The sequence below is a fragment of the Acetobacteraceae bacterium genome (assembly GCA_004843165.1).
Lineage (GTDB): Bacteria > Pseudomonadota > Alphaproteobacteria > Acetobacterales > Acetobacteraceae.
Genome location: CP039459.1, coordinates 399,707 through 424,173 on the forward strand (window position 1 = coordinate 399,707; position 24,467 = coordinate 424,173).

Here is a 24,467-nt window from a genome sequence, read left to right on the forward strand (position 1 = left end):
TCTAGGGTACTTTGTGTTTTTCTAATAAATTCTCATAAAATAAAGTTGTCGAATATCCTTCCTCTATCGGAAAAATAAAAACTTCTGCTGCATGACCTCCGACAACCTCTTCGGGACGGTAATCGCCCCCTTTAACAATAACATCCGGCTGAATTTCCTTAAGAAGCTTTGCTGGCGTCTCCTCCTCAAATAAAATAACCATATCAACCCACTTCAAAGCGGCAAGAGTTGCCGCACGGATCGCTTCTGACTGGAGAGGACGTTTATCTCCCTTTAATTTTTTGACAGAACAATCGGTGTTTAAGCCAACAATTAAATAATCGCCAAGCGCCGCAGCCTTTTGCAAAAGATTTAAATGGCCCAAATGAAGAATATCAAAGCATCCATTGGTAAAAATCAAGCGCTTCTTTTTTTCATGCAACGTTTTTTCACGCAAAGAATGACAAAAAAGCCTCGCCTCCACTGCATCTTTAAAAATCGGCGCAAAAGGCACAGACACTTCTTTTTCCTTACTTAAAGATTGTCTTTTTTCACGCAGAGAATCAAGGGTAATTTGCACGGTTCCATGACGTGTAACAGCCAATGAAGCTGCTGTTATTGCCATTTGAATGGCATCCGTCATGCGAAACTCCCTCGCCAACATCACCGCAAGTGTTGCTAAAACGGTATCTCCTGCGCCTGAAACATCCGCCACCTCCACACGGTGTGCTGAAAAATGAGAAACTTTTCCATTTCGTTGCCTAAAAGACATACCGTCTGCAGAACGTGTAAGTAAAATTTCCGCACCAGATTGTTGCGCTGCTTCTTCTAAAGCTGTCTCAATTTCAGACTCTGTCTCCAAAGGCAAATGCGTTGCTTTTAAAAGCTCTGCCTTATTGGGCGTTAATAAAGAAGCACCTTTGTAAAAAGAAAGATCTGCCTGTTTCGGATCAACCAGTATCTTTTTACCGCTGTTCTCGGCCCAAACGACAATTTCTTGGAAAACGCCACCTTCCAAAAGCCCTTTTTTGTAATCGGAAAAAACAATGATATCCGCCCAGACAAGCGCTTCTTTAACAGCTTGAATGATTTTCTTGCACATAAAATCTGGGAAAGCGCCAGTCTCTTCCCTGTCTAAACGGGCAATTTGCTGATTACCGCTGACCAGACGGGTTTTCACCGTTGTCGGACGCCCCTCATATGTCAGAAGCGCAGAGATATCGACCTGCCCCGCTCCCTCTGTCAAAGCGGCCTCAGGTAATTTATTTTCAGGAAAAGACAGCGCCTTTAAAAGATTTTTAAGTTTTTGCCCTTCAGAATCTTTTCCCGTAATCCCAATGAGCCTCACGCAAGCGCCCAGAGCGGCAACATTGGCAGCAACATTGGCAGCACCTCCCGGAACAGCAAAAAGATTTTTTTCCAAGACAACCGGAACAGGCGCCTCAGGAGAGATGCGATCAACGTGACCTAAGACATATTGATCCAACATCACATCGCCAATGATGAGGATATGCCCGTATTTCTTACCTAAAAAGCCCATAAATCCTTAGCCTTTAACGGAAGATTCCAACCAATCTCCCTTTTCCTAGAAAATAACTTTTATCTTTCCCTTTTACCCTTAAAGGGAATAAAGATATAATCAAAAGCAATTCTAAGTTATTTAGGCAAATCTTCTGCCTGATTTTTTTAATTTTCTAAAATCGTGAAAAGCATCTTATTTATTATGAGCGGAAATGATCACAATGGTGGCGATGACGGCATCCCCGTTGACTTTGGACAATTGTTAAATCAGAGTCTTCTTCCTTACCCGAAATGGCTAGAAGAAGCCCAGCGGGAAGTCATGGTTAAAGCCTTGGAATATGTTGCCGAGGAAGGCTTGCCGGGGGAACATCATTTTTTCATTTCATACCGTACGGATTATCCGGGGGCTATTTTGCCGGATTGGCTCCGTGCCCGTTATCCTGAAAACATTACCATTGTCCTGCAGCGCCAGTTTGGTGAGCTAAAAATCTCCCGTGAAGCTGGAAAAGAGCATTTTTCTGTTCTGCTTTCTTTCAATGGACAACCAACACGTCTCACAGTGCCTTTCAAGGCCATTGCCGTTTTTTCTGACCCAGCCGTACCGTTAGAGTTGCAATTCTCTGTGCCTATCGGTTCTCCTTTCCCGGAAGAGGATACGGACGAAGAACAACAGGACTCTCCATCCGCTCCAACAGAAACAGCAGAGATTGTGCAGCTCGACCGTTTCCGTAAAAATAAAAATCCTCCCCCTCCTCCAGGCGGAGCCAGCGCCTGATTCCTCTCTTTTCAGGTGTCTGTTTTGCAACCTTCTCCGAGTAGCCCGACTTTACAGGAAAAACCCCACTCCCTTTTTGGGAGTTGGGTCGCACTTGTCATTATCTCCCTTCTTCTGACGCTTGCTTTTTTTACTGTTCATCTTGGCGCTGGCCTCATGCTCGGCCCTATGATTGCTGCTGTTATCTGTGCGGTGAGTGGCCGAAACCTCAAAATCAAACGGCCTTTCTTTAATTTTGCTCAGGCTATTCTCGGCGCTTTGGTCGTTGGCACACTCTCCCCTCATGCGATGGCAAACATCCTCCAACATTGGTGGATTGTCATTTTCTTTACCTTTTCGGTAATTATTGTCAGTCTTTTGATGGGGGCTACCCTCACATGGAAAGGTGTTGTCCCCGGCACTACGGCCTTATGGGGGTCTTCCCCCGGCGGTGCTTCAACAATGGTGGCAATCTGTGGTGATTTTGGGGCTGACCCTAAAGTTGCCGCCTTCATGCTTTATTTCAGGGTTGCTTTGGTCGCCTTTGCAACCTCTTTGGTGACCTATTTCACACTTCCGAATGTTTCGCTTTCGCTTTCTGGTCTTTTTAAGCTCTCGCAGCAGCTACATTATGATCTTTGGGCTAGCCTCATCCTCATCGCCATCGGGACTGCTTTAGCCTTTTTTGCAAGAGTTCCTGCTGTTTCTCTCCTGAGCGTTCTCTGTATCGGAACCTTTTTAAAAACAATGGGTCTTTTTGACATTAACGCTCCCTACTGGTTGCGTGTGCCTGCTTATGCCATCATTGGCTGGTCTATTGGCATGCGCTTTACCAAACCTGTCCTAAAGCATGTCATCAAAATTCTGCCTGCTGTTGCACTCTCCTCCACGATTGTTGTCGGTGCCTGTGCACTTCTATCCTTCCCCTTAGCAAAATGGGCACATATTGATCTGCTTTCTGCTTATTTGGCGACCTCACCGGGAGGATTGGACACGATTATTATTATCAGTGCAGGGACACCTGTGAATTTACCGATTATTCTTGCCCTGCAAACCGCCCGTATGATTGCGGTGCTTGTGGTTGGCCCTGCGTTAGCTAAACCATTAGGCAAATGGCTGGAAACACATCGTCCGCCATTGAAATGCAGCTAAATTGATCCCAATAAAAAAAGGAAAGCTCTTTTAAAAGCTTTCCTTTTTCTTTAACGCTTCTTTAAATTACCAGTTTTTTGAAAGCATCCAGAACTCTTCTGCCGTTAAGGTCACCTCACCGATCCCTTTTTCTCTATCGGTTTCCGCAGCAGCCTTAGCAAGTGCGCCAATACGCTCAACATACAAAGCCTTACGCTGTTGCGCCTCTGTTGGATCTTTTTCCGCATTCAGTGTTTGTAAAGAGAGTTCAGCCGCTTTTGCAACACGAGCAGCATCTAATAGCCCATAAGCCATAACGATATTCCTTTCATAAATTAAGTGCTTTAAGTATAACAAAAATCTTTTAAAAAACCTCTAAAATTTATTGAGAATAAAAAATTCCAAGCTTCCCAATAAATATCCTGCTAAGATAGACTGCAATTCCCTATCTTGGCTTTCTTTTGTGTCCTATGAATTTTCAATGATGATCTTTTCTAAGAATTTGAAAAATTTCTCTTTTCTTTTTCTCTCAGGAATCATTCCAGTGATTCTTTCCGCCTGCTCAGGAGATCCCTCCTCTCCAACGTTAGAAGGCGATGAATATCTCAATCTTCCAGCGGCACAACAAGAGGCGCATTACCGCTCCAGATCCTCGCATAACCACTATGCGCCACCGGGGCCGAAAGATGATCCGTGGGGGCCTTATATTGCAGAAGCCTCTGAACGTTTCGATGTGCCGCAAGAATGGATCAAAGGCGTTATTTTACAAGAATCCGGCGGACATCTTTACGATAAAAACGGTAAATTAATTACCTCCGGCCCTGGCGCTATGGGACTAATGCAGTTAATGGCTCCCTCCTACGATATGCTCCGGCGGCAATATAATCTTGGCCCTGATCCATATGATCCCCATGACAATATTATGGCCGGCACAGCCTATATCCGGCAAATGTATGATATTTACGGCTCACCGGGATTTTTGGCGGCCTATAATAACGGGCCGGGAAATCTGGATCGCTACCTCAAACGTAATGCCCGTCTCCCAAAAGAAACCCGTAACTATGTGGCCTCTGTCGGCCCCTTGATTGCTGGAACATGGCCACGTTTCCGTTCTCGTGCTGACCTCATGGTCTCTCGCTATTCCAACGATATTGCGACCAGAAGATTAGCGACTAAACTACTCAATAAAATGCCGCCAAATGCAAAAGTCATTGATACGATTGCCTATACAACCTACACGACAGATAGTGCCGTTGATGCCAAAACAACCTCAAAAATTCCGAATAATGTTCCGCCGCTTACCACAGGACAGAGAGAATTAGAGCCGCCATTACCGGCACCAGAGCCAGCCCTTCCCGAAAGTGCCTTGGTACCGCCTCGCCAACCGCCGGAACGTCCTTTGCCTGAAAGCGCACTCGTGCCGCCCCGCCATGTTGCGGCACAACATACGACAACACCGCATAGCACAACGAAATCCTCTGTGACCTCTTCTAAAACGAATTCAGCTTTGGATCGTGAAATTGATAAAATGCGTAACAGCACCAATGCTAAAACCAGCTGGAGTGTCCAACTTGGCGCTTATCCGTCCATTGTTTCTGCGACAGTCGCTGTTAAAAAATTAAAAATTCAGGCCGGATGGTCTCTTTCAGACGGCACAATCAGTATCACCCCTGTCCATACGGCAGGCAAAGCGCTCTATCGGGGACGGGTGACGGGTCTAAACCGAGGACGGGCAGAACTTGCCTGCCGTCGTGTTAAACCTCACCCTTGTTTTGTGGTTGCACCGGAAAAGAAATGACACAGACATCACGACATTCAGCCGGGAAAAGCCAAGGACTTTTCTTAAATAAAGACATTACAAGCACCGCCATCTATTCTGGTGAAGGAAATTGCTACCGTTATACGCTGACCCGCATTTGGGACACGGAAAAACCACGCATTTTATGGATTATGATGAATCCCTCTGTAGCAACAGAAACAGAGGATGACCGTACGGTGGCAAAATGTCAGCGCCTCTCCCGCAAATGGGGCTATGGCAGTATGAATGTCGGCAATAGTTTTGCCTATCGCGCCACAGATCAAAAAAGATTATTGGAAGTCAGCGATCCTGTTGGGCCGGAAAATCTGCAATATCTAATCTGCATGGCAAAAGAAAGCGATAAAGTCATCCTTGCCTATGGTACGCCGCAGGCAAAGCAACTACAGGCACAAGGCACAAAAATTGCCCAAGCCCTCGCCAAAGAAGGTATTGCGCTTTACGCCCTGAAAATCAGTACAAAAAATCGCCCCTACCATCCTCTCTATCTGAGTGAAGATTCAAAACCTATCCCGTTTCAGCCTTTATAGACTTATCTCTTCTTAAGGAGGCATCAGATATGATTGCCAATATTTTAAGCATTGCCGGTTCAGATCCCTCTGGTGGCGCCGGTATTCAAGCAGATATTAAATCCATTTCCGCCACGAAAGCCTATGCTCTGGCCGTTATTACCTGCCTAACAGCTACAAATACACAAGGCGTTCAAGACAGTTTCCCTATTCCTGCTGATTTTATTTCCAAACAAATTAAAATTTTAAAAGAAGATATTCACATTGATGCCATAAAAATCGGCATGTTAGGCACGGTTGAAATTATCGAAACGGTTTATAACGAAATAAAAAATCTTGATATTCCGATTGTGCTTGACCCTGTGATGGTTTGCAAAGGTGGACATCGCATTTTAGATAATAAAACCCTTATAGCACTACGTGAAAAACTTTTACCCCTTGCGACCCTTATAACCCCCAACCTTCCAGAAACAGGCTATCTCTTACAAACTTCCCAGGCGACCTCTCATGCAGAGATTGAAGCACAAGGGAAAGAAATCTTAAAACTTGGTGCAAAAGCAGTTTTGATAAAAGGTGGATATTTACAAAATGCAGACAGCACAGATTTTCTCATAACGCCTTCTCAAACCCTCCCCCTTCCGGCGAAAAGATGCCAAACAAAAAATACGCATGGAACAGGCTGTTCTCTATCTGCAGCCATTGCAAGCTTTTTAGGACAAGGATTACAACTTCCAGAAGCGGTTCAGAAAGCGAAAATTTGGCTACATACCGCCATTCGGAAATCAGAGAGACTTAATGTCGGCACAGGCTGTGGTCCTATCCACCATTTCCATGAATTATGGGAAGATTAGGGCATTAGGCTCCCTCTATGGCATTGATGTTTAAAAAGATAATGTTCAGAAATGCCGTAAACGTTTGAAGAAAACTTTCTTTAAATACTCTTCTAAACGACTTCCTAAAGAGAGAACGCTAGAGCAAAAAGAAAAACTTCTATTGTCGTGATGTGATATTGACTTCTAAGCTGCCTGTGCGGCAGTGAACACCGTATTAAACGGAATGCTTAAACTAAGAGATTTCTAAGCTGCCTGTGCGGCAGTGAACGAGAAGAAAAGAGACTTTACCCTACAGAAATCTGCGATAAAAGCCTAAAAAATATCTTTTAACCCTTTTTAAATCTCGTTTATATCTATCCCAGAAATCAGGGGGCTTTTTGCAAAGTATAAAAAAAGGGTAAAACTTCTCCTCGCATCTTTAGAACCTTCATTAAGAGGAAAGAGGTGCTGTTTTAGCAAAAGGCGGAGGCGATTTACCTTATGATAATGCGCTGAGCATCACAGCCAAAACTGTGCATAACCGCCCTGAATCATCACGTTCTTCCAAAAATCTTTTCAAGATCTTCTTTACCCAAACTAACCCAGGTCGGTCTACCATGTGGGCAATTCCCGGCTCTGGGATTTGTTTCCATATCTCTTAAAAGCTGAGACATTTCAGCATGGTTTAAACGTCTTCCGGCACGGATACTGCCGTGGCAGGCCATCGTTGCCAAAATATCTTCAATTTTTTCCTCAAGGGCTTTGGCTTTTTTCGCTGGGAAATCGTCTAAAAAAGTGAGCTCTTCCGCCATATCCCGCAAAAGCGATTCAACAGCGCCTGATCCCAATAAAGAAGGCGTTCCCCGAACCATAAGACTGCCTGCGCCGAAATCCTCAATGATAAAACCTAATTTTTCCAGCTCCGCTGATTTTTCCAATAAGGTCTTAGCGAGCATTTCCCCAATTTCTAAAATTTCTGGCATTAAAAGCGTCTGGCTTCGAATGCCGCCTTCTAAAAATTGGTCTCGTAATTTTTCAATCGTCAGTCGTTCATGAGCGGCATGCTGGTCAACCAGAATGAGAGCGCCATTCGGTGCACGTGCCAAAATATATGTTTCAAAAATCTGTGTAATCGGCTCACCCAGCGGATATTTCTTTTCATCAATTTCTGTAACTTTGGCCTCTTCCAAAAGCCGTACGGCAAGTGCCTGTGTTTCATTTAATCGGCTTGGCATCGCCTGTGAAGCCGGTGCAAAACTTGCCTTTTCCATTTCAGGGGAAAGCGCCGACATAAGCCTATGATTTAAGGCATTTTTATCCTGTGCAAAATCACTGGTTTTGTTCAATGGAAAGGCCGCTTTTTGCAGGGCTTTTTTATCAAAGGCAAAGCTCGTTGTAACCCCGGCTCCCCCTGATAAAGCCTCACTTAAGGCATGAATTAAAAAACCACGAACCTTGCCCTCATCCCGAAAACGCAATTCATTCTTTGTCGGATGAACATTAACATCCACCTCTTCATAAGGCAGTTGCAAATGCACGACAGCAATTGGAAAGCGTCCACGTTCAATCAAAGGACGGTACGCCACACGTAAGGCCATTTGCAGAACCTTATCCGTCACACTTCGGCCATTGACCAAAAAGAATTGGCTATATCCTGTCGAGCGTGTTTGCGAGGGACTGCCAAGCCATGCCGTTACCGAAAGCTGTCCTCTATGGGACTGGCAGGGAATAAAAGTTGAGGCTGGTGCGCCCATAACCGCCGCTGCCCGATCCCCAGCAGGTTGGGCTGGAAAATAAAAAACCTCTCTGTTATCACGTTTTAAGCGGAAAGAGACATGAGGAGCACATAAAGCCAAACGACGAACCATATTTTCAATACGGCTGTCTTCGACCCGTGTGCTTTTTAAAAATTTACGCCGTGCTGGCGTTGCAAAGAACAAATCGCTTACCCGAACTTTTGTCCCTTGTGCCCCGGCAACAGGTCTTAAAGGGGCAATTTCTCCCCCTTTGACCTCTTGAATCCACGCTTCTGAAGCTTCCGGCAGGCGAGAAATAATCGAAAGGCATGCTGTTGAGGCAATAGAGGGCAAAGCCTCTCCACGGAAACCAAGCGTTCGAATATCTTCTAAAATCGTTGAAAAATCCGCCTCATGCGAATGATTTAAAAGATCCTCCGAAAAAGAAGTCGGAATTTTTAATTTTGAAGTACAATGACGCTTAACAGCAAAGGGCAATTCTTCGGGCGACATGCCTCTGCCGTCATCTGTAATTTCAATAAGATCTTTACCGCCTGCTTTGGTTTCTATCTCAATGGATGTTGCCCCTGCATCCAGTGCATTTTCAACTAATTCTTTCACCACGCCTGCAGGACGTTCAACAACTTCCCCTGCCGCAATAAGATTAACCAAATGATCCGGCAGACGATGAATGGTGGAGGCGGAAAGATTTTCCCCTAAATCCTGTTGCTCAGGCAGCATTTAAAACGCCTTAATGCTCTTCTGTCGGGGTTGGGCCCTCATTCATTGGACGTCCCAAAGCCTCATTGCGGCGCAAGCGATGATTCTCCTCATCTGCATTTACCACATTGCCTGTTTTAGGGCCTTTCCAGAACATTAAACTATTAATGAATCTCGGATCTTCCGAGGCGGCTAGTCCGCCTGAATCTGGCGTTGCCGCCGCCCTTTGTGTTGCGGAACTCAGCTCCGTCTGTCCAGGACTTGGCTCCCCGACGACGGGATGGATCGCCATTTCCGGCGAAAGTGTTTCCATTGCCTCAAGGCTGGCGCTTTTATCAACATCTGTCCCCTCGCCTTTTTCACCGCCCGGCAAAGCCATGCGTTCCGAAGGCGGCATCGAAAGCGGCGCTCTCGTTGTTACGGTATATTCATCAGGCAAAGAGCGTTTCAGGCCGAAAGCCCTTGCAGCCTCATCGCTGGAACAGCCAGACAAGACCAAGACCGTTCCCAGAAAAAAAACACTGCCGGCTAAATTTACTGCATGATAAGAAATTTTCATTTCGTGCCTCTTAGCCCTCTATCGAGGATTTTTTCCGATCATTTAGAAAAGAATAGATCATCCAAATCATAACGCCGCCGACAATCGCTGTATCTGCCAAGTTAAAAACATACCAAGAAACTTCCCCGATGTGAAAATATAAAAAATCCACAACGGTTCCGCCTCTGTCAAAACGATCCCACGCATTTCCAAGTGCCCCGCCGATAATCAAACCACAGCACAAAGCCACGACAGGCGATTTTGCACGCCAAAGGCAAAGTCCTAAAAAGACAGAAGCAAAGAGCGAGATCAGAATAAAAATCCACGGACCGAACTGATCCGTCACCCCCCCTAACATGCCAAAAGTGACGGCTTTATTTCGAACCAGAACCAAATCAAAGAAAGGCGTAATCTGCTTATCATGCACAAAGCCGCCAAGCTTTTCTAAAATAAGGCCTTTGCTCCATTGATCGATGATAAAAACAAGAACGATCAATCCAAAAGCCGCAAACTTTGAAAATGTCGCCTGTTGCCAAGAAAAACCATTGAGATATTCTTGGAACTTTTCTGAAAGAGAGCGATTTTCAGATGACATTAGACATTTTCCTCTAGGTAATTTTCAACGACATCTGCGCAACGTGGGCAAATATCTTTATATTTTTCATTCTGTCCAACTGTTTCAAGAACTTTCCAACAACGGGAACATTTCTCCCCCTCAGACTTTTGAGCCGTAGCGGAGGCATGATCTGCGGATTCAATTTCTAATTTTGAAACAATGCAAATATCCTGCCAATCTTCTTGGGAAAGAAGCGCTTGGTCTTCTGGTGGCAATTTCAAAATCACAGAAGCTTCTAAAGAGGAACGAATTTCTCCGGCACTTCTTAGATTTTCAAGCTCTGTCGTAACAAGGCTTCTGATTTCACGAATTTTATCCCAGTTGGCTTCAGTGCTTTCATCATCCCAGAGATATTTCTCTCCCTGTTTTTCAGGAACGTAGAAATTTTGCAGATGAACACTATTCTCAAAACGAACGCTCCAAGCTTCTTCTGCGGTAAAGACCAAGGCCGGTGCAAGCCATGTTGTCAACGCTTTATGCAAAATATCGAGCAAAGTTCTAACGGATTGTCGAACATGGCTATCTTGCCCATCGCAATAAAGAACATCTTTACGAATATCAAAATAAAAGGCCGAGAGGTCTAGGTTACAGAAATTATAAATCTCATTGAAAACATCACGCCAATCATGTGTTTCCTCAACGGCTTTAAGTATTTTCTGATGAATTTGGCGCAAACGGTGAAGAATATAACGCTCTAAAGAAGGCAGTTTTTCAAAGGAAACAATTTCTTTTGCTTCAAAACCATCCAGACCACCCAAAATCCAGCGCAAGCTGTTGCGGATACGGCGATACATTTCCGCCTGCTGTTTGAGAATTTCCTTACTAATCCGCAAATCTTCGCTGGAATCGGCATTCACCACCCAAAAACGCAAAATATCCGCGCCCATTTCATCGGCGACTTCAATAGGCGAAATCACATTTCCCAAAGATTTGGACATTTTCCGTCCTTTGCCATCCATCACAAATCCTTGTGTTAGAATGGTTTTTGCCGGTGCAATGTCCCAAGATTGCAAACATTCTAGCAAAGTGGACTGGAACCAGCCACGATGCTGATCGGAACCTTCTAAAATCAAATCGGCCGGGAAATTAATACCGGGTTGTTTTTGGCCTTTTTCATCCTGAAGAACGAGACCCGGCATACAGCCGCTTTCAAACCAGACATCGACCACATCAAAAACAGGATCATAATTTTCAGGATCATATTTCTCACCTAAAAATCTTTTTGCCATGTCCGGTTGATACCAAGCATCTGCTCCTTCTTGAGCAAAAACATCGACAATGCGTTTCATCACTTCGGCATCACGCAAAAGCTTGCCGCTTTTTTTCTCAACAAAAATGGCAATCGGCACACCCCAAGTCCGTTGACGTGAAATGCACCAATCAGGACGCCCTGCGAGCATGGAAGTCAAACGACGGCGGGAAGCAGCCGGTAAAAAAGTTACCTCTTCTAAAGCATTTAAGGCTTTTTCTTTTAAAGAACCTGCTGTGCCGCCCTCTGGTTTTTCATGCTCTCCCATTGCGATAAACCATTGTGGGGTAGCACGGAAAATAATGGGTTTTTTAGAACGCCATGAATGCGGATAAGAATGCAGAATAGTCTCTTCTGCTATCAAACCCGCAGGGGCTTTACCAAGATTATACGCTCTGGCCTCTTTAAGATATTCGCAAACAGGCTCTGCGGCCTTAAAGACGTGGACTCCAGAAAGACCTGAAACATGGTCGGCATAAAGTCCATTATCGAGGACGTCTTCGGTCACTTCAATCCCATTAGCCGTACAGAGGCGGAAATCATCCTCCCCATGTGCTGGCGCCATATGCACAACACCTGTCCCAGCTTCCGCTGTAACAAAATCTCCTCCAAGAAGCGGGCGCTCTTTGCCGTAAAAGATCTCATTTTCCGGTAGAGATTTACCAAGAATTTTTTCCGCCATTGGATGAAAAACTGTCGTTCCGGAGAGTTCTTTTCCTAAAAAGGATGAAAGTTCCTGCCATTGTGTGATTTTGGCTTTTTGAGCGAAGCTCTCAAGCAACTCTTTGGCTAAAAGGAAGCGGCCTTTTACCGGAACCAAAGATTCCTCACCGACTTTCTGCGCTTCGATCACGACATATTCAAGTTCCGGATTATAAGCCAAAGCCCGATTAAGCGGCACTGTCCAAGGCGTTGTCGTCCACATAATGGCAGATGCATCTTTGAGCTTTCCGCCTGTTGAATCTTGCGCAATTGGGAAGGCAACAAATAAAGTTCTGCTTTTGATATCGTGATATTCAATTTCAGCCTCTGCCAAAGCGGTTCGCTCGACAGGGCTCCACATGACAGGTTTTAGGCCACGATAAAGACGTCCACTAAGAAGAAATTCACCGATTTCTTGGGCAATGCCACTTTCATAGCGGTAGTCCATTGTGACATAGCGGTTTTGCCACTCTGCCTGCACGCCCATGCGTTTGAAATCTTCTTGCTGGACACCGACCCAATGTTTTGCATATTCCCGACATTGCGCACGGAAAGCCAAAACGTCCTCTTTAACATCGTTTTTCTTGTTTTTGCGGTTTTCTTCCTCAACCTTCCACTCGATTGGCAGACCGTGGCAATCCCAGCCCGGTAAGTAACGCACCTCTTTATCAGACATACGCTGCGCCCGATTGATGACATCTTTCATCACTTTATTGAGCGCATGTCCAATATGGATACGTCCATTAGCATAGGGTGGGCCATCATGGAGTGTAAAAACCGTCTTTTTCTTTTGTCCTGCTTCTTTAATCTGCTGATCTAACCGTGCTTCTTCCCATTTCCGAAGCATTTCGGGCTCACGTGTTGGCAGATTGCCACGCATTGGAAAGGCTGTTTTAGGAAGAAAAACCGTGCCCCGATAATCGCCAGCTGCAATTTTTTCTGCCGGGCTCATCTCGTTTTGATCATTTTTGGCTTTTTGAGACATCAGTGTTTTCCAAATCAGCTTAGAAATAAAGAATTAAAATTTAAGGATAAAAATATTTTAGAGGAAAAATTCCAAATCACAAAAGAGAAATCTCAGTCATTTTTCCTAATTGAAACCATTCTTTTGCGGCTTGCGCATCAGCATTTATTTGCGTTGTCAAAGCGTTAAGACTTTCAAAACGCTGCTCATTGCGCAAATGATTTAAGAGAAAAATCTGAATTTCCCGTCCGTAAAGATCACCAGAGAAATCAAATAAATGCGCCTCAATGCGACTTTGCACCTTATCATTAATTGTAGGCCGGCGACCGATATTGGCAACCCCGTGATAGGTTTTTCCAGCCCCATCCCCCCCATCATCAGGTAGTTTAATGGCGCAAATATAAGCCCCTCTCGCCGGCTCAATATAATGACCCAGCGCCACATTCGCCGTAGGGAAGCCTAAGAGACGTCCTCTTTTATCCCCATGAAGGACTTTTCCTGAAAGAGACCAAGGCCGTCCAAGATACGACATCGCCTTTTCGGGATAGCCTTCCTGAAGGGCACGCCGCACCCGTGTCGAAGAAATCGGCCCCTCAGAATCATGCAAGGCCTCAATATCTGTCAGACCAATGCCATGCGCCCCTAAAAGCTTTCCGAGCAGATCAACATTGCCAAGACGGCGATGGCCGAAACAGAAATCTGTTCCGCACCCAACATGCTTAACGCCAAGAGATTTAATCAGCACCTCTTCAACAAATTGCTCAGGAGAAAGATTGGCAAATTCCGGTGTAAAAGCAATTTCAAAAATATTTTCAACACCTAACGGCGCAAAATATTTTGCACGCTCCTTCCCCGTATTCATCAACTGAAATGGCGGATCTTGCGGACGAAACACGCCCTTTGGATGCGGGGCAAAAGTCACCACCGCCAAAGGCGCAGACGGGCACGCTCTTGCAAGCTTAGTGAGTAGATATTGATGCCCGAGATGAACCCCGTCAAAATTGCCCAGCGCAACAGCACAATTTTTAGCTGTTGCTGGGATATGACGCCAATCTTGATGAAGGGCAGGAAAACGAGTGCCCAAAATATATCCCTTAAATTTATTCTAGGTGTAATCAGAAAAGATTTTAATAGCGATCAGTCTTTAGGCCGCCCAATAGGCTCTTTCACAGACGCACTCATAGAAGCATCCTGCGCTTCTTTATGGGCAATAGCGGCTTTTGCCTTCTCTTCAGGTGTTTCTTCCTCAGCCATGCTTTTCTTAAAGGTTTTCAACCCTTTGGCTAAATCCCCCATCATGCTGCTGATTTTGCCGCTGCCGCCGAACAAAATAAGCACGATAACGCCTAAAATAATCCAATGCGTGACGCTCATAGATCCCATAGAATCAACCTCTTACCCGGGGATAATTTCACCAATGAAATTCATCCCAAAAAATGACAATATTGCATGTTATTATATAGATATAACTATACAAGATGATAGATTAAATTTCAGAACTGCTCCAGCCCCTGATTTTCCAGAACTGCCAAAGCCCTCTCAAGATCCATTTTTAAAACTTTTCCTGCCATTTCCGCACTGAAACCGGCACGGGCAAAAACCCCCATTTCTTTTGAGAATTTCTGCATTAAGATCATGTCATCAAAATCAGCCTCTTCTGTTTTTTGCATTTGAAATGGCCCTATTTTACGTTTCTTTGCCAGACGAATAGCCGCCTGCAGCTCTAAAATACGGGATTTTTCCTCGCCTGCCTCTCCTAATTCCTCTATCATCGCATCTTCTAAAAGATCAGAACTAAGCCCCTTTGCCGCAAGTTGCGCTGCGATGAGACGCCGTGATTTCTTACCTGCGCTATAGCGTACTTTAGAGCGCCCAAACTCAAGATCATCTATTGCTCCGGCGCTGACCATTTCCTCGATAATCTCTGGAATATGGGCTTTTGCACTTTCTTGAATTTCTAAAATTGCACTTTCAGGCATGCCTGCTTTTTCAGCCTTAAATCCCCATCGCATAATTTTACGTGAGAGCATCTGAGCCGTTTTCTGTTTGGTTGTTGAAAAACGTGCAAGATAATGAAGAACGGCCTCTTTCAAATAAAACCGATCTAAAGACGGGAGAAACACTCGCTTTGGCTGTTTTGACATCTCTTTCCCCCCTTCTTTCTAAAAGATATTGCCTTTAAGGTACTGATTTCAAAGACATTATAGTGTATTTTCTTCTCTAACAGCAGATAGGCTGTCGATATATTTTCATCTTTAGATGTGAGCCAATGTCTTCTAACGCTTCTTGTTTAACGCCAAACTATAACCGTTTCCCCATCGCCTTCACTTACGGAAAAGGCGTTTGGCTTTTTGAGGAATCCGGCCAAAAATATCTGGATTTTGGCTCAGGTATTGCGGTTTCTTCCCTTGGACACTCTCATCCGAAATTGGTAAAAAACCTTCAGGCACAAGCGGCGAAACTCTTGCACGTTTCCAATTTATATCACATTCCCGAAGGTGAGGCCGTTGCCGAAATCCTTACGAAAAACTCCTTTGCCGATTATATCCTCTTTGCAAATTCGGGAACGGAAGCCAATGAAGCGCTTGTAAAAATCATGCGCCGTGCGCAGTTTTTGGCAGACCACGAAGAGCGCAAAGCAATCATTACCTTCTCACATGCGTTTCATGGACGAACACTGGCGATGCTTTCCGCCACTGGAAACCCAAAATATCAGGAAGGCTTCGGGACAATGCCAGGCGATTTCCGACATGCGGTTTTTAATGACATCGACTCTGTGAAAAAACATTTAGACGGTAACGTTGCCGGTATCTTAATCGAACCGATCCAAGGTGAAAGCGGCATCAATATGCCTCATCCGAAATTTCTTCAAGATTTACGCCTTTTATGCGATGAAAACGGCATTTTCCTAGGCTTTGACGAGGTGCAAACAGGTATCGGACGAAGCGGTCATCTCTTTGCCTATGAGCATTTCGGTGTAACCCCCGATATTCTCAGCCTAGCCAAAGGTCTTGGTGGCGGCATCCCTATTGGCACCGTATTGGTTAAAAAACAGCTTGGGGACTGCTTAACACCCGGCACACACGGCTCAACTTTTGCCGGAAATCCCTTTGCCTGCATTGCCGCAAAAACCGTCTTAGAGGAAATTCTTTCCACGGATTTTCTACCAAAACTTCAAGAAATCGCTCAGAATTTCTCAAAAATGCTTGCAAAACTTATTTCTGAATTTCCCGATATTTTTGCCCAGCAAAAAGGCATTGGCCTCCTCAAAGGACTTCGCTGTATTCCGCCTGTTTCAGAGGTCGTAAAAGCCTGCTTAAAAGAACATCTTCTTGTTGTGCCGGCAGGCGATAATGTCTTACGTTTATTGCCACCACTGACCGTTTCAAAGGCAGAATGTAAAATAGCCATTGAAAAACTCTCCCAAGTCGCCCTAAACTTGCGTCATAATACTGTAAATTAATTGTCGAAAATCAACATTATGTCTTCTTATCCTTCTATCAATCTTAAAGAATCCGGTTCAGGACGTCCTAAAGAAATCCCCAACCTGACAGAAGACAAGGCTATTTTGCCTTTTTATCTCCAGAACGCCCCTGTTCGAGGCCGTTTTGTCCGTTTAGGTAAATTAGGCAACGAACTCCTTTCCCGCCATCGACACATGGCAGTACCTACCCTAAACCTAACTGGGAAAATGGCCGCCTTAACCGCTGGTCTAGCCACAGCCCTTAAGTTTGATGGTAGCTTTACCATTCAGACCAAAGGTGACGGTCCCATCTCTATGATGGCCAGTGATTGCACAAATGACGGTGCCCTGCGTGTCACATTACAGCAGGATGAAAGTAAAATTTCTAAACTTTCAGAACTTAAAAATGGTGAGGCAAGCGCCCTCTTAGGAGCTGGCTACCTCGCCTTTACCGTACAGGAAAAGCACGCAAGCCAACCCCAGCAAGGTATCGTGCAAATGACGGGGGAATCAGATGAGACGCTTGCAGAATTAGCAGAACGTTATTTTAAGGATAGTGCGCAATATCCCTGCCATATTCTTCTTTTCTCACGCCATATCAATAATGAATTCCAATCTGCGGCACTTATTTTAGAGCGTCTGCCAGATGATAGCCAAACAAGAGCTGTTAAGGATAAATCTCTTACTACCGAAGAAATCAAGGATCTCTGGCAAACAGCCGTGACCTTGGCTGATACACTAAAAGAAGACGAGGCTCTTGATCCTCAAGTTACACCAGAGGCACTTATTTACCGTCTTTTCGGCAGTTTGGATGTGATTGCCAACACATTCCGCTCTCTTTCGTTCGGTTGCCGTTGCACCCGTCAAAAAATTGAAAATATGTTAAAAAACTTTCACGGCGAACAACGGAAAGAGCTGATTTATGATAATAAAATTGAAGTGGACTGCCATTTCTGCAATATCCGCTTTTCCTTCCGGCCAGAAGAATTAGAGTCATGAATTTTGGTCTTTATCGAACGGTTCTAGGATCTGCCCTTTTTGTCGGACTGGCGTTTTTTCTTGTCGGTGCCGGGGAACTCATTAACGATGTCTCCCAGTCCCTTCAGCGTCCCAGCTACGACTTTCTGCCGCATTTAAGAATCAATGTGGCCTCCCTTAAAGTGATTGATGATGCAACGCCATTGCCTCAAAATGAATCCCGTGAAATGGCGTATACCCCCAATGAGCTTTTAAAAGACCTTGCCAAGCAACGTTTTATTTGTGAGGGGAAAGCAGGTGAAGCCGTCCTAAATATTCGACAGGCAAGCCTGACACGCCATCCTGATAAATATGATGGGAAAATTATTCTTTCACTGACAATGGAAAATCCTGCCTTTTCCAAAACAGGCAATCTTTCTGCCGAAGTTTACAAAAGCGTCACCCCTATTCATGGCGAAAAAGACAGTGATGTGCTCTTGCGCCTAACCAATGCTTTGCTTGATGATATGAATGTAGAAATTGAATATCAGCTTCGCAGTAAATTCTCCAATTGGATCGTTAAGCCAGTAGCCGCTACAAAATCAACGATACCGGTCTCAGACAATGTTTCCGGGATACAGGCTCAACCTCTGCCAGCTCTGCCCGTTGTTCAACCGATAAAAAAGGGGACATCTAAAGCAACAACAAAAGACAAGCCTAAAGTTATTTATGCCAAAAGCCTGCAGCCACTTCCCCCACCGCCATCACCGAGGGCATACCACTGACAAAATCAACTTTTCTAAATTCTTTTACCCTAAACCGGCGCCACTTCCTTCTTGGAACGAGCAGCTTCCTTGCTTTCTGCGCTTTATCAGCCTGCAATGCGAAGGGATATAAAATTGAAGTTGGAAAGTTTTTAAACCCTCAGGAACGCCGTTTTATACAAACAGCAGCAGAAATTATCTTTCCAACGGAAGATCTCTCCAAAGAGAGAGAAGGCCTGCATGTTGTTGACTTTATTGATCGCCAGCTTGCGATGCCCTATGGCTTTGGCGAACGCACCTATCTTTCCCCTCCTTTTGCGGAAGGTGCAGAAAATCTTGGCTATCAGCTCCCTTATACACCACGGGAACTTTATCGTAAGTCCTTTGAAAAATTACTGCCGTGGATTTCAGAAAATTTTAAGAAAAAATATTTTCATGCCCTTTCGAAAAAAGATCAAATCCAAATTCTAGAAGATCTCGAAGATGGCAAGATTGATCTTGGAGAAATTCCAAGCCCCGTTTTCTTCAAACAGTTGCGCAATAATGTCTTAGAGGGTGTTTTTTCAGATCCACTTTATGGCGGCAACCAACAAATGAAAGGCTGGGAATTTCTGGGTTTTCCCGGCGCACGTGCTGATTTTATGGCATGGATTAATCAAAAAGGCGCGCCTTATCCTTATAAACCTGTTGCCATTCCTCTTTCTTTTGAAAAAATGCAACGTTTTTGGCAACGCCAAGATGAAAGCAGTATGGCTCCTTTATGAATAATTTTGACTCCTCCTCTGCCCCTTTAAAAGCTGACGCCGTCATTGTCGGCGGCGGCTGGGTCGGAAGCATTATGGCCAAAGAACTCACCGAAGCCGGCCTTTCTGTCATCGTTTTGGAACGAGGCCCCCAAAGAAAAACGGCCTTAGAGGGAGCCTATCCTGCAAGCATAGATGAATTGCGTGGCAATATTCGCAAATATCTTTTTCAAGATCTCTCCAAAAGCACCTTTACCATCCGCAATGACCTTTACAAACAAGCATTGCCTTACCGCAGAGCCGGTGCCTTTCTCCTTGGAACAGGGGTGGGCGGTGCCGGCCTTCATTGGGCTGGATGCCATTTTCGGGTTATTCCTGAAGAGCTTTATTTAGAGACTTATTTAAATGAAAGATATGGCAAAGCAACCTGTCGTAACAGTCTCATTCCACAAGATATGCTGGTGCAGGATTTTAATATTTCTTATCCTGAACTGGAACCTTTTTTCAATAAAGCGGAAAAAATTTTTGGGACATCGGGAGAGGCCTATAAGGTTAATGGTAAAATCATTGGCAAAGGCAATATCTTTGCCCCTGACCGTTCTGAGGATTTTCCGCTTCCTGCGCTTCAAGAAACCTATTCCGGCACTCTTTTTCGTGAAGGCTCTGAGAAAGCTGGCCTGCACCCTTATACAATTCCGGCGGCCAATGCCTCCCAAGCCTATAAAAATCCATATAATTGTGAGATGGGCGCATGTAATTTTTGCGGTTACTGTTCGGGATTTGACTGTTATGTCTATGCCAAAGCCACACCAAATGTGAATATTTTACCTGCGCTTTATCCCAACCCGCTTTTTCGTCTCATTGATATGGCGCATGTGCTCCATATTGATAAAAGCAAGGATAAAAAACGTGCGACAGGTGTTACTTTTGCAGATTTAAAAACAGGAAAAACACGCAAAGTAAAAGCTGATCTTGTCATCTTAGGTGCTTTTTCGCTTAATAATGTCCATCTCTTGCACCTCTCCAAAATCGGACAAGCCTATAATCCGAAAACGGGAGAAGGCATGGTCGGAAAACATTTCAATTACCAAACAATTTCCACCTCGCATATTTTTATGGATAAAAGTCAGCAGATCAATCCTTTTGTTGGTGCCGGTGGAAGCGGTGTCGCCATTGATGATTTCACATTACAAAATTTAGATGCAGAAAAACTCGGCTTTATCGGCGGCAGTGCCCTTTGGGTCAACCAGTCCGGCCTAAAACCTATTCGAGCTGCCCTCTCCCATAATCCAGAACAAGGACGAAATTGGGGGGCTGATTTCAAAAAAAGTCTCCAAGATCAATATCAGCATTCTTTCGCCATTGATTCCCACGGCAATTCACTTGCCTACCGCAATAATTACCTAGACCTCGATCCAACATGGAAAAACGCCTATGGGCAGCCGCTTCTTCGGATCAGTTTTGACTGGAATCAAAATGATATAAAAATGAATCATTATATCACAGATCAAATTCCTGAAATTGCTCAAAATATTCATGCCCGAAAATGGAATCTCAATAAACTCTCAGGTCCCTTTAATGTCTCTGACTATAAAACGACTCATCTTGGCGGCGGTGCCATCATGGGGGATAACCCACAAACCAGTGTCGTTAACCGCTATTTGCAAAGCTGGGAGCTGCCTAATCTCTTTGTTATCGGTGCGAGTGCTTTTCCCCACGGAATCACTTATAACCCCACAGGCCTCGTTGCCGCACTGGCTTATTGGTCTGCCGCCAAAATTAAAGAAACTTACTTAAAATCACCAGGTCCGCTATGTCGGGATTGAACGGATGAAATTTTCTAAACTTACAAAATTTTGTCTTCTTGCGATTTGCCTTCCCTCCTTAACGCCCTCAGCACAGGCAGGAAAGCGCCAAGACCACCTACAAGATCAGATCAAAGCGGGGAAATATATCGCTATTTTATCTGATTGCGGTGCCTGCCATACCCTTGAGAACCAACCTGAATTTTCAGGCGGCCTTCCTTTTGCCATTCCCACAGGTATTATTTACGCCACAAATATTACCCCTGATCTCACTTATGGCATTGGCAATTATAGTGAAGCCGATTTTTCAAGAGCCGTTCGGGAGGGTATTCGTAAAGACGGAAAGCCTCTCTACCCGGCAATGCCTTACCCCTCTTATGCCCATTTAAGCGACGAGGATATTCACAATCTCTATCTTTATTTTACAAAAGAGGTTTTGCCGGTTTCTCAGCCTGTACCAAAAGAAAAAATGTTTTGGCCCTTTAATATCCGCTGGCCTTTAAATATTTGGCGCTATTTCTTTCTGCCTAAAGTTACTGATGCTCAACACGCATTATACCAGCAATCCCAGGATTCACTGATTGAACGTGGCGCTTATCTTGCTGAAGGGCCCGGCCATTGCGGTGCCTGCCATACGCCCAGAGATATTGGATTAGAAGAGAAAGCGCTGGAAGAGCGAAAAGATCATCTTTTTCTTTCAGGTGGTAAAAATATGGAAGGCTGGGATGCCCCCAATCTCCGGCAAGATAAAAATGCAGGCCTTAAAAACTGGACACAGCAGGATCTTGAAATGTTTTTAAAAACAGGAAGATCCCCAAAAGGGCATGTTTTTGGATCAATGACAGAAGTCATCCAAAAAAGTACTTCCCTTTGGAAAAAGGAAGATATTAAAGCCCTTTCTGCTTTTTTACTTTCACTTCCTCCCCTCAATGAAGAGGATAGAGAATGGGATGTTCAGCAGGCAATGCTGCTCCATAAACATTCTAAATTTACCAAAGGCCGACAGATTTACGTTGACCGCTGTGCGGCCTGTCACGGCAGCGAGGGAAAAGGTTATGGCATGGCCTTTCCGCCTTTAGCTGGAAATCCTATTGTCATGGCACCAAATACAGCCTCGCTTATTCATATTGTTGAAAAAGGATCGGCTGTCCCTGCTTTGCCGCCACAAGAGAACTCATCTTTAACTATGCCCGGCTTTGATGAGATGCTTTCAGATTCTGAAATTTCAAATGTTTTAACCTATATTCGTTCCGCTTGGGGCAATCAGGCAAAATTTATTTCTGTGAGACAGGTTACGAAACTCCGCAAAGAGCTTCCAGATACACCGCCCCCACCAAGCCCTTTAAATTAGTCACAGAATAGATTAAAAAATGAAAATAAGGCACCGAGCGATTTAAAGAGACGCGTTCTTAGAAAACTCGCATACCACCTCTGACGATGACACTTAGAGAAAGCCTTTTTCTTTTGAAAATGAAACGACTCTGCTCTAAAACGCAAAGGACAAATATATGAAATATTCAGAAAAATTTCCGACTCTTTTAGGTGCTGGTTTTTTTGCGCTAACTTTAACAAATTTTATAACAACAATCGCCCACGCCGATCCGGCACCAAAATCTGCCTTTGGAAAAGTCAACGCAAAACCACTCCAAGGGGCCCAACCCGCAGGAGAAGAGGTTCTCGGCGTTCCGCCTGCCAACCCTGAACCTGATTCTGCTCAGCAACAAGGGATTAACCCTTCAGGCGCATCCTCTCCGACAGCCCCGCTTATGACTCAAAATCTTACGGATAGCACCAATAAGGCCTTAAAAGATATTGACCTGAAAGCCGGAAATTGGATGGAATTTCGTAAAAAAGATTCCCAAGGTGAAATCGTTACTGTTTGCGGTGCCATGAATCACTCAAACAGCCCTTTCCGTATTATGTTCCGTGCGGCTAAAAACGGTCTTGAAATTGATACAATGGATACGACTTGGTCTCTTCCACCGCAAGTCACAGGGGAAACAACCTTTTTAGTTGGAAAATACCAAACAACTTTCACCATGACGCAAAAAAATCAAATGACTCTTGAAGCAAGTGTAAAGCCTCCACAGCTCAAACCGCTTTTGGACGCTCTCTCGACAGAACATAAGGCTGTTGTGATTTTTGGTGCTGGCCATCGCCATATCATCAATCTTAATGGAGCCAGAGAAATTCTTCAAAATTTCCGTGAATGCACCCTATCCCATAGTTTTGCAGATATTGGTGGTTACTAAACCCTCTTTTTTACGCCCCCTAAATCATCATAATTTAGGGGGAATAAAAAAGTTTATCTGAAAAATTATTCTTTTTCAGCGTGTTTTAGACCTATTTTTCTTTCAATTTGTCTTTCGCTTTTGCTTCAGCTTCTGGGTCTTTTTCGGAAAGCGCTTCTTCCTCAATATCATGCCCCCATGCTGGCATAAAATCATGATCAAGAACCGGGTCTGCATCCTTGAGAGATAACAACCAGCGTTCCCCTCGGCTATTTTGCCAAAGCCCCGTTTTCTCAGCTTCTGACGTTGCCTGTCTTGGATTACGGATGAAATCCACTGTTTGCTGCATAACCCTCTGTGTTTCAGGCGTAAATTTATTGACCATAAAAATATGATGCATACCCGTATATTGCTCAAGCAACATCCAAGGCTCTTTCTGTTTTAAGCGGCGTGCATCTGAATTTAAAGTATCGCTGGTTCCAGAAATAATTAAAGTTGGCGGCAAGCCCTCTTCCAAAGAATCTGCGTAAATCGGATTAACTTTTGAATCAGTTAAAGAATTATTCTTGCCTACCCATAATTTTCCGCCTTCACGCAAGAAAGGAATATCAAGAATAGGATCATTTTTTTCTAAAAATGGCTGATCTTTTCCGCTGCAGGAGAGATCAAGAAATGGTGAATATAAAATTAAGGCTTTTGGCTGTTTTAAACCTTTATCCGCAAGCATTCTTGAAAGTGTCAATGTTAGCCAACCGCCAGCGGAATCCCCCATCACAACGATATTCTCAGCGCCATGACGCTTTGCTAAATCTTGATAGACAGAAAGGATGGCATCCATACTTTCTTCCCATTTACACTTTGGCGCCAGCGGCACAATAGGCATTTCCACTGTACAATCTAATTGACGCGCAAGATCTGATAGCATCCAATAATAATAAGGCATGACCCCCATCACAAAATCGCCACCATGAAGATAGAGAATATGAAGCGGAGAAGCTGTCCCCTCTTTTGGAGAAAAAACGAAAGATTTTAAATCATTTTCTGTTTTTTCCTGAACGGAAACACCTTTATCGCCAAAACGGCTACCAATCTTTAAAGGCCCTTCTAAACGCTGTAAATCAACAATGCCCCAGATATGACGCTTTAGATGTGGGCTGAGATAAATCAATCCTTGCATAAAAAGCCAAGCCCTTGAGCTGATGCCGTGTTTTTTAGCGGCATTATCAACGCATTTGCGTCCTAGATGCACTAACCCAGCAGCACCAGCCGCATAAAAGAGCTTTGAGAATGACGAGAAACGATTAGCTTTCATAGACATGTTATCTTTCCTACAAAATTTTAAACGATAGCAAACGAGGCTACACCCTTTTTATCCCGATAACCAAGCGCCCCTTAAATCTTTTATTTATAAATCACCCCTCTAGTCGGACTCTTTATATTTCCTTAGAGTAAACCCC

22 protein-coding genes are annotated in these 24,467 nt (G+C 44.4%); 12 read left to right on the forward strand and 10 right to left on the reverse strand.

All coding sequences use genetic code 11. The annotated features are described in order from the left end of the window. Position 1: 1 nt before the first annotated feature. A complete protein-coding gene (locus FAI41_01935; protein QCE32436.1) occupies positions 2-1,519 on the reverse strand; it encodes a bifunctional heptose 7-phosphate kinase/heptose 1-phosphate adenyltransferase in 1,518 nt (505 codons plus the stop codon). A 183-nt stretch (positions 1,520-1,702) separates the two neighbouring features. On the opposite strand from FAI41_01935, the gene FAI41_01940 reads away from it, so the two are divergent. Both FAI41_01940 and FAI41_01945 read left to right on the forward strand, forming a co-directional pair. Beyond that, positions 1,703-2,275 (forward strand): hypothetical protein, encoded by a 573-nt coding sequence (locus tag FAI41_01940; GenBank protein QCE32437.1) that lies wholly within the window; start codon positions 1,703-1,705, stop codon positions 2,273-2,275. 15 nt (positions 2,276-2,290) lie between these two features. Next, positions 2,291-3,406: an AbrB family transcriptional regulator gene (locus FAI41_01945; GenBank protein ID QCE32438.1), complete on the forward strand. Its 1,116-nt coding sequence runs from the start codon at positions 2,291-2,293 to the stop codon at positions 3,404-3,406. Positions 3,407-3,472: 66 nt separating this feature from the next. Here the strand turns inward: FAI41_01945 and FAI41_01950 are convergent, their stop codons facing one another. Next, complete coding sequence (locus FAI41_01950; GenBank protein QCE32439.1) at positions 3,473-3,700, reverse strand: hypothetical protein; 228 nt, start codon at positions 3,698-3,700, stop codon at positions 3,473-3,475. A 166-nt stretch (positions 3,701-3,866) separates the two neighbouring features. Between FAI41_01950 and FAI41_01955 the strand changes: the two genes are divergently transcribed. From FAI41_01955 to thiD, 3 genes are read left to right on the forward strand one after another with little or no spacing between them, the layout of a single operon-like run. Beyond that, positions 3,867-5,183 carry a lytic transglycosylase domain-containing protein gene (locus FAI41_01955; protein QCE32440.1) on the forward strand — a complete coding sequence of 439 codons (1,317 nt, stop codon included), beginning with the start codon at positions 3,867-3,869 and terminating at the stop codon, positions 5,181-5,183. After that, a complete protein-coding gene (locus FAI41_01960) occupies positions 5,180-5,731 on the forward strand; it encodes a DUF1643 domain-containing protein (protein ID QCE32441.1) in 552 nt (183 codons plus the stop codon). The genes FAI41_01955 and FAI41_01960 overlap by 4 nt, the downstream gene beginning before the upstream one ends. 29 nt (positions 5,732-5,760) lie before the next feature. Further along, positions 5,761-6,561 carry a bifunctional hydroxymethylpyrimidine kinase/phosphomethylpyrimidine kinase gene (thiD, locus tag FAI41_01965; protein ID QCE32442.1) on the forward strand — a complete coding sequence of 267 codons (801 nt, stop codon included), beginning with the start codon at positions 5,761-5,763 and terminating at the stop codon, positions 6,559-6,561. 515 nt (positions 6,562-7,076) lie between these two features. On the opposite strand, the gene mutL is transcribed toward thiD, so the two are convergent. The 7 genes from mutL to FAI41_02000 form a co-directional block, all read right to left on the reverse strand. Then, positions 7,077-8,999 carry a DNA mismatch repair endonuclease MutL gene (gene mutL, locus FAI41_01970; protein QCE32443.1) on the reverse strand — a complete coding sequence of 641 codons (1,923 nt, stop codon included), beginning with the start codon at positions 8,997-8,999 and terminating at the stop codon, positions 7,077-7,079. Between the two features lie 10 nt (positions 9,000-9,009). Next, positions 9,010-9,537, reverse strand: coding sequence for a DUF3035 domain-containing protein (locus FAI41_01975; GenBank protein ID QCE32444.1), 528 nt, complete (start codon positions 9,535-9,537; stop codon positions 9,010-9,012). Positions 9,538-9,547: 10 nt separating this feature from the next. After that, entirely contained in the window at positions 9,548-10,111 is a 564-nt protein-coding gene (gene lspA / locus FAI41_01980; GenBank protein QCE32445.1) for a signal peptidase II, read from the reverse strand. After that, a complete protein-coding gene (locus FAI41_01985; protein ID QCE33764.1) occupies positions 10,111-13,035 on the reverse strand; it encodes an isoleucine--tRNA ligase in 2,925 nt (974 codons plus the stop codon). The genes lspA and FAI41_01985 overlap by 1 nt, the downstream gene beginning before the upstream one ends. A 109-nt stretch (positions 13,036-13,144) precedes the next feature. Continuing rightward, complete coding sequence (locus FAI41_01990) at positions 13,145-14,131, reverse strand: bifunctional riboflavin kinase/FAD synthetase (protein QCE32446.1); 987 nt, start codon at positions 14,129-14,131, stop codon at positions 13,145-13,147. 53 nt (positions 14,132-14,184) lie between these two features. Further along, positions 14,185-14,430 carry a twin-arginine translocase TatA/TatE family subunit gene (locus tag FAI41_01995; protein ID QCE32447.1) on the reverse strand — a complete coding sequence of 82 codons (246 nt, stop codon included), beginning with the start codon at positions 14,428-14,430 and terminating at the stop codon, positions 14,185-14,187. A 110-nt stretch (positions 14,431-14,540) separates the two neighbouring features. Beyond that, entirely contained in the window at positions 14,541-15,191 is a 651-nt protein-coding gene (locus FAI41_02000) for a hypothetical protein (GenBank protein QCE32448.1), read from the reverse strand. 125 nt (positions 15,192-15,316) lie between these two features. Between FAI41_02000 and FAI41_02005 the strand changes: the two genes are divergently transcribed. From FAI41_02005 to FAI41_02035, 7 genes are all read left to right on the forward strand, one after another. Next, the gene (locus tag FAI41_02005) at positions 15,317-16,510 is read left to right on the forward strand and encodes an aspartate aminotransferase family protein (protein QCE32449.1); all 1,194 of its coding nucleotides are present in this window, start codon (positions 15,317-15,319) and stop codon (positions 16,508-16,510) included. 18 nt (positions 16,511-16,528) lie between these two features. Next, a complete protein-coding gene (locus tag FAI41_02010) occupies positions 16,529-17,509 on the forward strand; it encodes an Hsp33 family molecular chaperone HslO (GenBank protein ID QCE32450.1) in 981 nt (326 codons plus the stop codon). Continuing rightward, positions 17,506-18,252, forward strand: coding sequence for a hypothetical protein (locus tag FAI41_02015; GenBank protein ID QCE32451.1), 747 nt, complete (start codon positions 17,506-17,508; stop codon positions 18,250-18,252). The genes FAI41_02010 and FAI41_02015 overlap by 4 nt, the downstream gene beginning before the upstream one ends. Further along, on the forward strand, positions 18,231-18,995 hold the full coding sequence (locus FAI41_02020) for a gluconate 2-dehydrogenase subunit 3 family protein (GenBank protein QCE32452.1): 765 nt from the start codon (positions 18,231-18,233) through the stop codon (positions 18,993-18,995). The genes FAI41_02015 and FAI41_02020 overlap by 22 nt, the downstream gene beginning before the upstream one ends. Further along, the gene (locus FAI41_02025) at positions 18,992-20,800 is read left to right on the forward strand and encodes a GMC family oxidoreductase (protein ID QCE32453.1); all 1,809 of its coding nucleotides are present in this window, start codon (positions 18,992-18,994) and stop codon (positions 20,798-20,800) included. Before FAI41_02020 ends, FAI41_02025 begins: the two co-directional genes overlap by 4 nt. Before the next feature lie 4 nt (positions 20,801-20,804). Continuing rightward, a complete protein-coding gene (locus tag FAI41_02030; protein ID QCE32454.1) occupies positions 20,805-22,130 on the forward strand; it encodes a cytochrome c in 1,326 nt (441 codons plus the stop codon). A 157-nt stretch (positions 22,131-22,287) separates the two neighbouring features. Further along, the gene (locus FAI41_02035; GenBank protein ID QCE32455.1) at positions 22,288-23,031 is read left to right on the forward strand and encodes a hypothetical protein; all 744 of its coding nucleotides are present in this window, start codon (positions 22,288-22,290) and stop codon (positions 23,029-23,031) included. Between the two features lie 91 nt (positions 23,032-23,122). On the opposite strand, the gene FAI41_02040 is transcribed toward FAI41_02035, so the two are convergent. Then, complete coding sequence (locus FAI41_02040) at positions 23,123-24,328, reverse strand: alpha/beta hydrolase (protein QCE32456.1); 1,206 nt, start codon at positions 24,326-24,328, stop codon at positions 23,123-23,125. Positions 24,329-24,467: the final 139 nt, after the last annotated feature.

What these genes read in the sequence shown, in the direction of transcription:
- FAI41_02040 (QCE32456.1), bottom strand. Translation starts at nt 24,328, where the DNA reads ATGTCTATGAAAGCTAATCGTTTCTCGTCATTCTCAAAGCTCTTTTAT.
- FAI41_01985 (QCE33764.1), bottom strand. Translation starts at nt 13,035, where the DNA reads ATGAGCCCGGCAGAAAAAATTGCAGCTGGCGATTATCGGGGCACGGTT.
- FAI41_01995 (QCE32447.1), bottom strand. Translation starts at nt 14,430, where the DNA reads ATGGGATCTATGAGCGTCACGCATTGGATTATTTTAGGCGTTATCGTG.
- FAI41_02025 (QCE32453.1), top strand. Translation starts at nt 18,992, where the DNA reads ATGAATAATTTTGACTCCTCCTCTGCCCCTTTAAAAGCTGACGCCGTC.
- FAI41_02035 (QCE32455.1), top strand. Translation starts at nt 22,288, where the DNA reads ATGAAATATTCAGAAAAATTTCCGACTCTTTTAGGTGCTGGTTTTTTT.
- FAI41_01940 (QCE32437.1), top strand. Translation starts at nt 1,703, where the DNA reads ATGAGCGGAAATGATCACAATGGTGGCGATGACGGCATCCCCGTTGAC.
- FAI41_01975 (QCE32444.1), bottom strand. Translation starts at nt 9,537, where the DNA reads ATGAAAATTTCTTATCATGCAGTAAATTTAGCCGGCAGTGTTTTTTTT.
- FAI41_01960 (QCE32441.1), top strand. Translation starts at nt 5,180, where the DNA reads ATGACACAGACATCACGACATTCAGCCGGGAAAAGCCAAGGACTTTTC.
- FAI41_02015 (QCE32451.1), top strand. Translation starts at nt 17,506, where the DNA reads ATGAATTTTGGTCTTTATCGAACGGTTCTAGGATCTGCCCTTTTTGTC.
- FAI41_02010 (QCE32450.1), top strand. Translation starts at nt 16,529, where the DNA reads ATGTCTTCTTATCCTTCTATCAATCTTAAAGAATCCGGTTCAGGACGT.
- FAI41_01955 (QCE32440.1), top strand. Translation starts at nt 3,867, where the DNA reads ATGATGATCTTTTCTAAGAATTTGAAAAATTTCTCTTTTCTTTTTCTC.
- FAI41_02005 (QCE32449.1), top strand. Translation starts at nt 15,317, where the DNA reads ATGTCTTCTAACGCTTCTTGTTTAACGCCAAACTATAACCGTTTCCCC.
- FAI41_01950 (QCE32439.1), bottom strand. Translation starts at nt 3,700, where the DNA reads ATGGCTTATGGGCTATTAGATGCTGCTCGTGTTGCAAAAGCGGCTGAA.
- mutL (QCE32443.1), bottom strand. Translation starts at nt 8,999, where the DNA reads ATGCTGCCTGAGCAACAGGATTTAGGGGAAAATCTTTCCGCCTCCACC.
- lspA (QCE32445.1), bottom strand. Translation starts at nt 10,111, where the DNA reads ATGTCATCTGAAAATCGCTCTCTTTCAGAAAAGTTCCAAGAATATCTC.
- FAI41_02000 (QCE32448.1), bottom strand. Translation starts at nt 15,191, where the DNA reads ATGTCAAAACAGCCAAAGCGAGTGTTTCTCCCGTCTTTAGATCGGTTT.
- FAI41_02030 (QCE32454.1), top strand. Translation starts at nt 20,805, where the DNA reads ATGAAATTTTCTAAACTTACAAAATTTTGTCTTCTTGCGATTTGCCTT.
- FAI41_01935 (QCE32436.1), bottom strand. Translation starts at nt 1,519, where the DNA reads ATGGGCTTTTTAGGTAAGAAATACGGGCATATCCTCATCATTGGCGAT.
- thiD (QCE32442.1), top strand. Translation starts at nt 5,761, where the DNA reads ATGATTGCCAATATTTTAAGCATTGCCGGTTCAGATCCCTCTGGTGGC.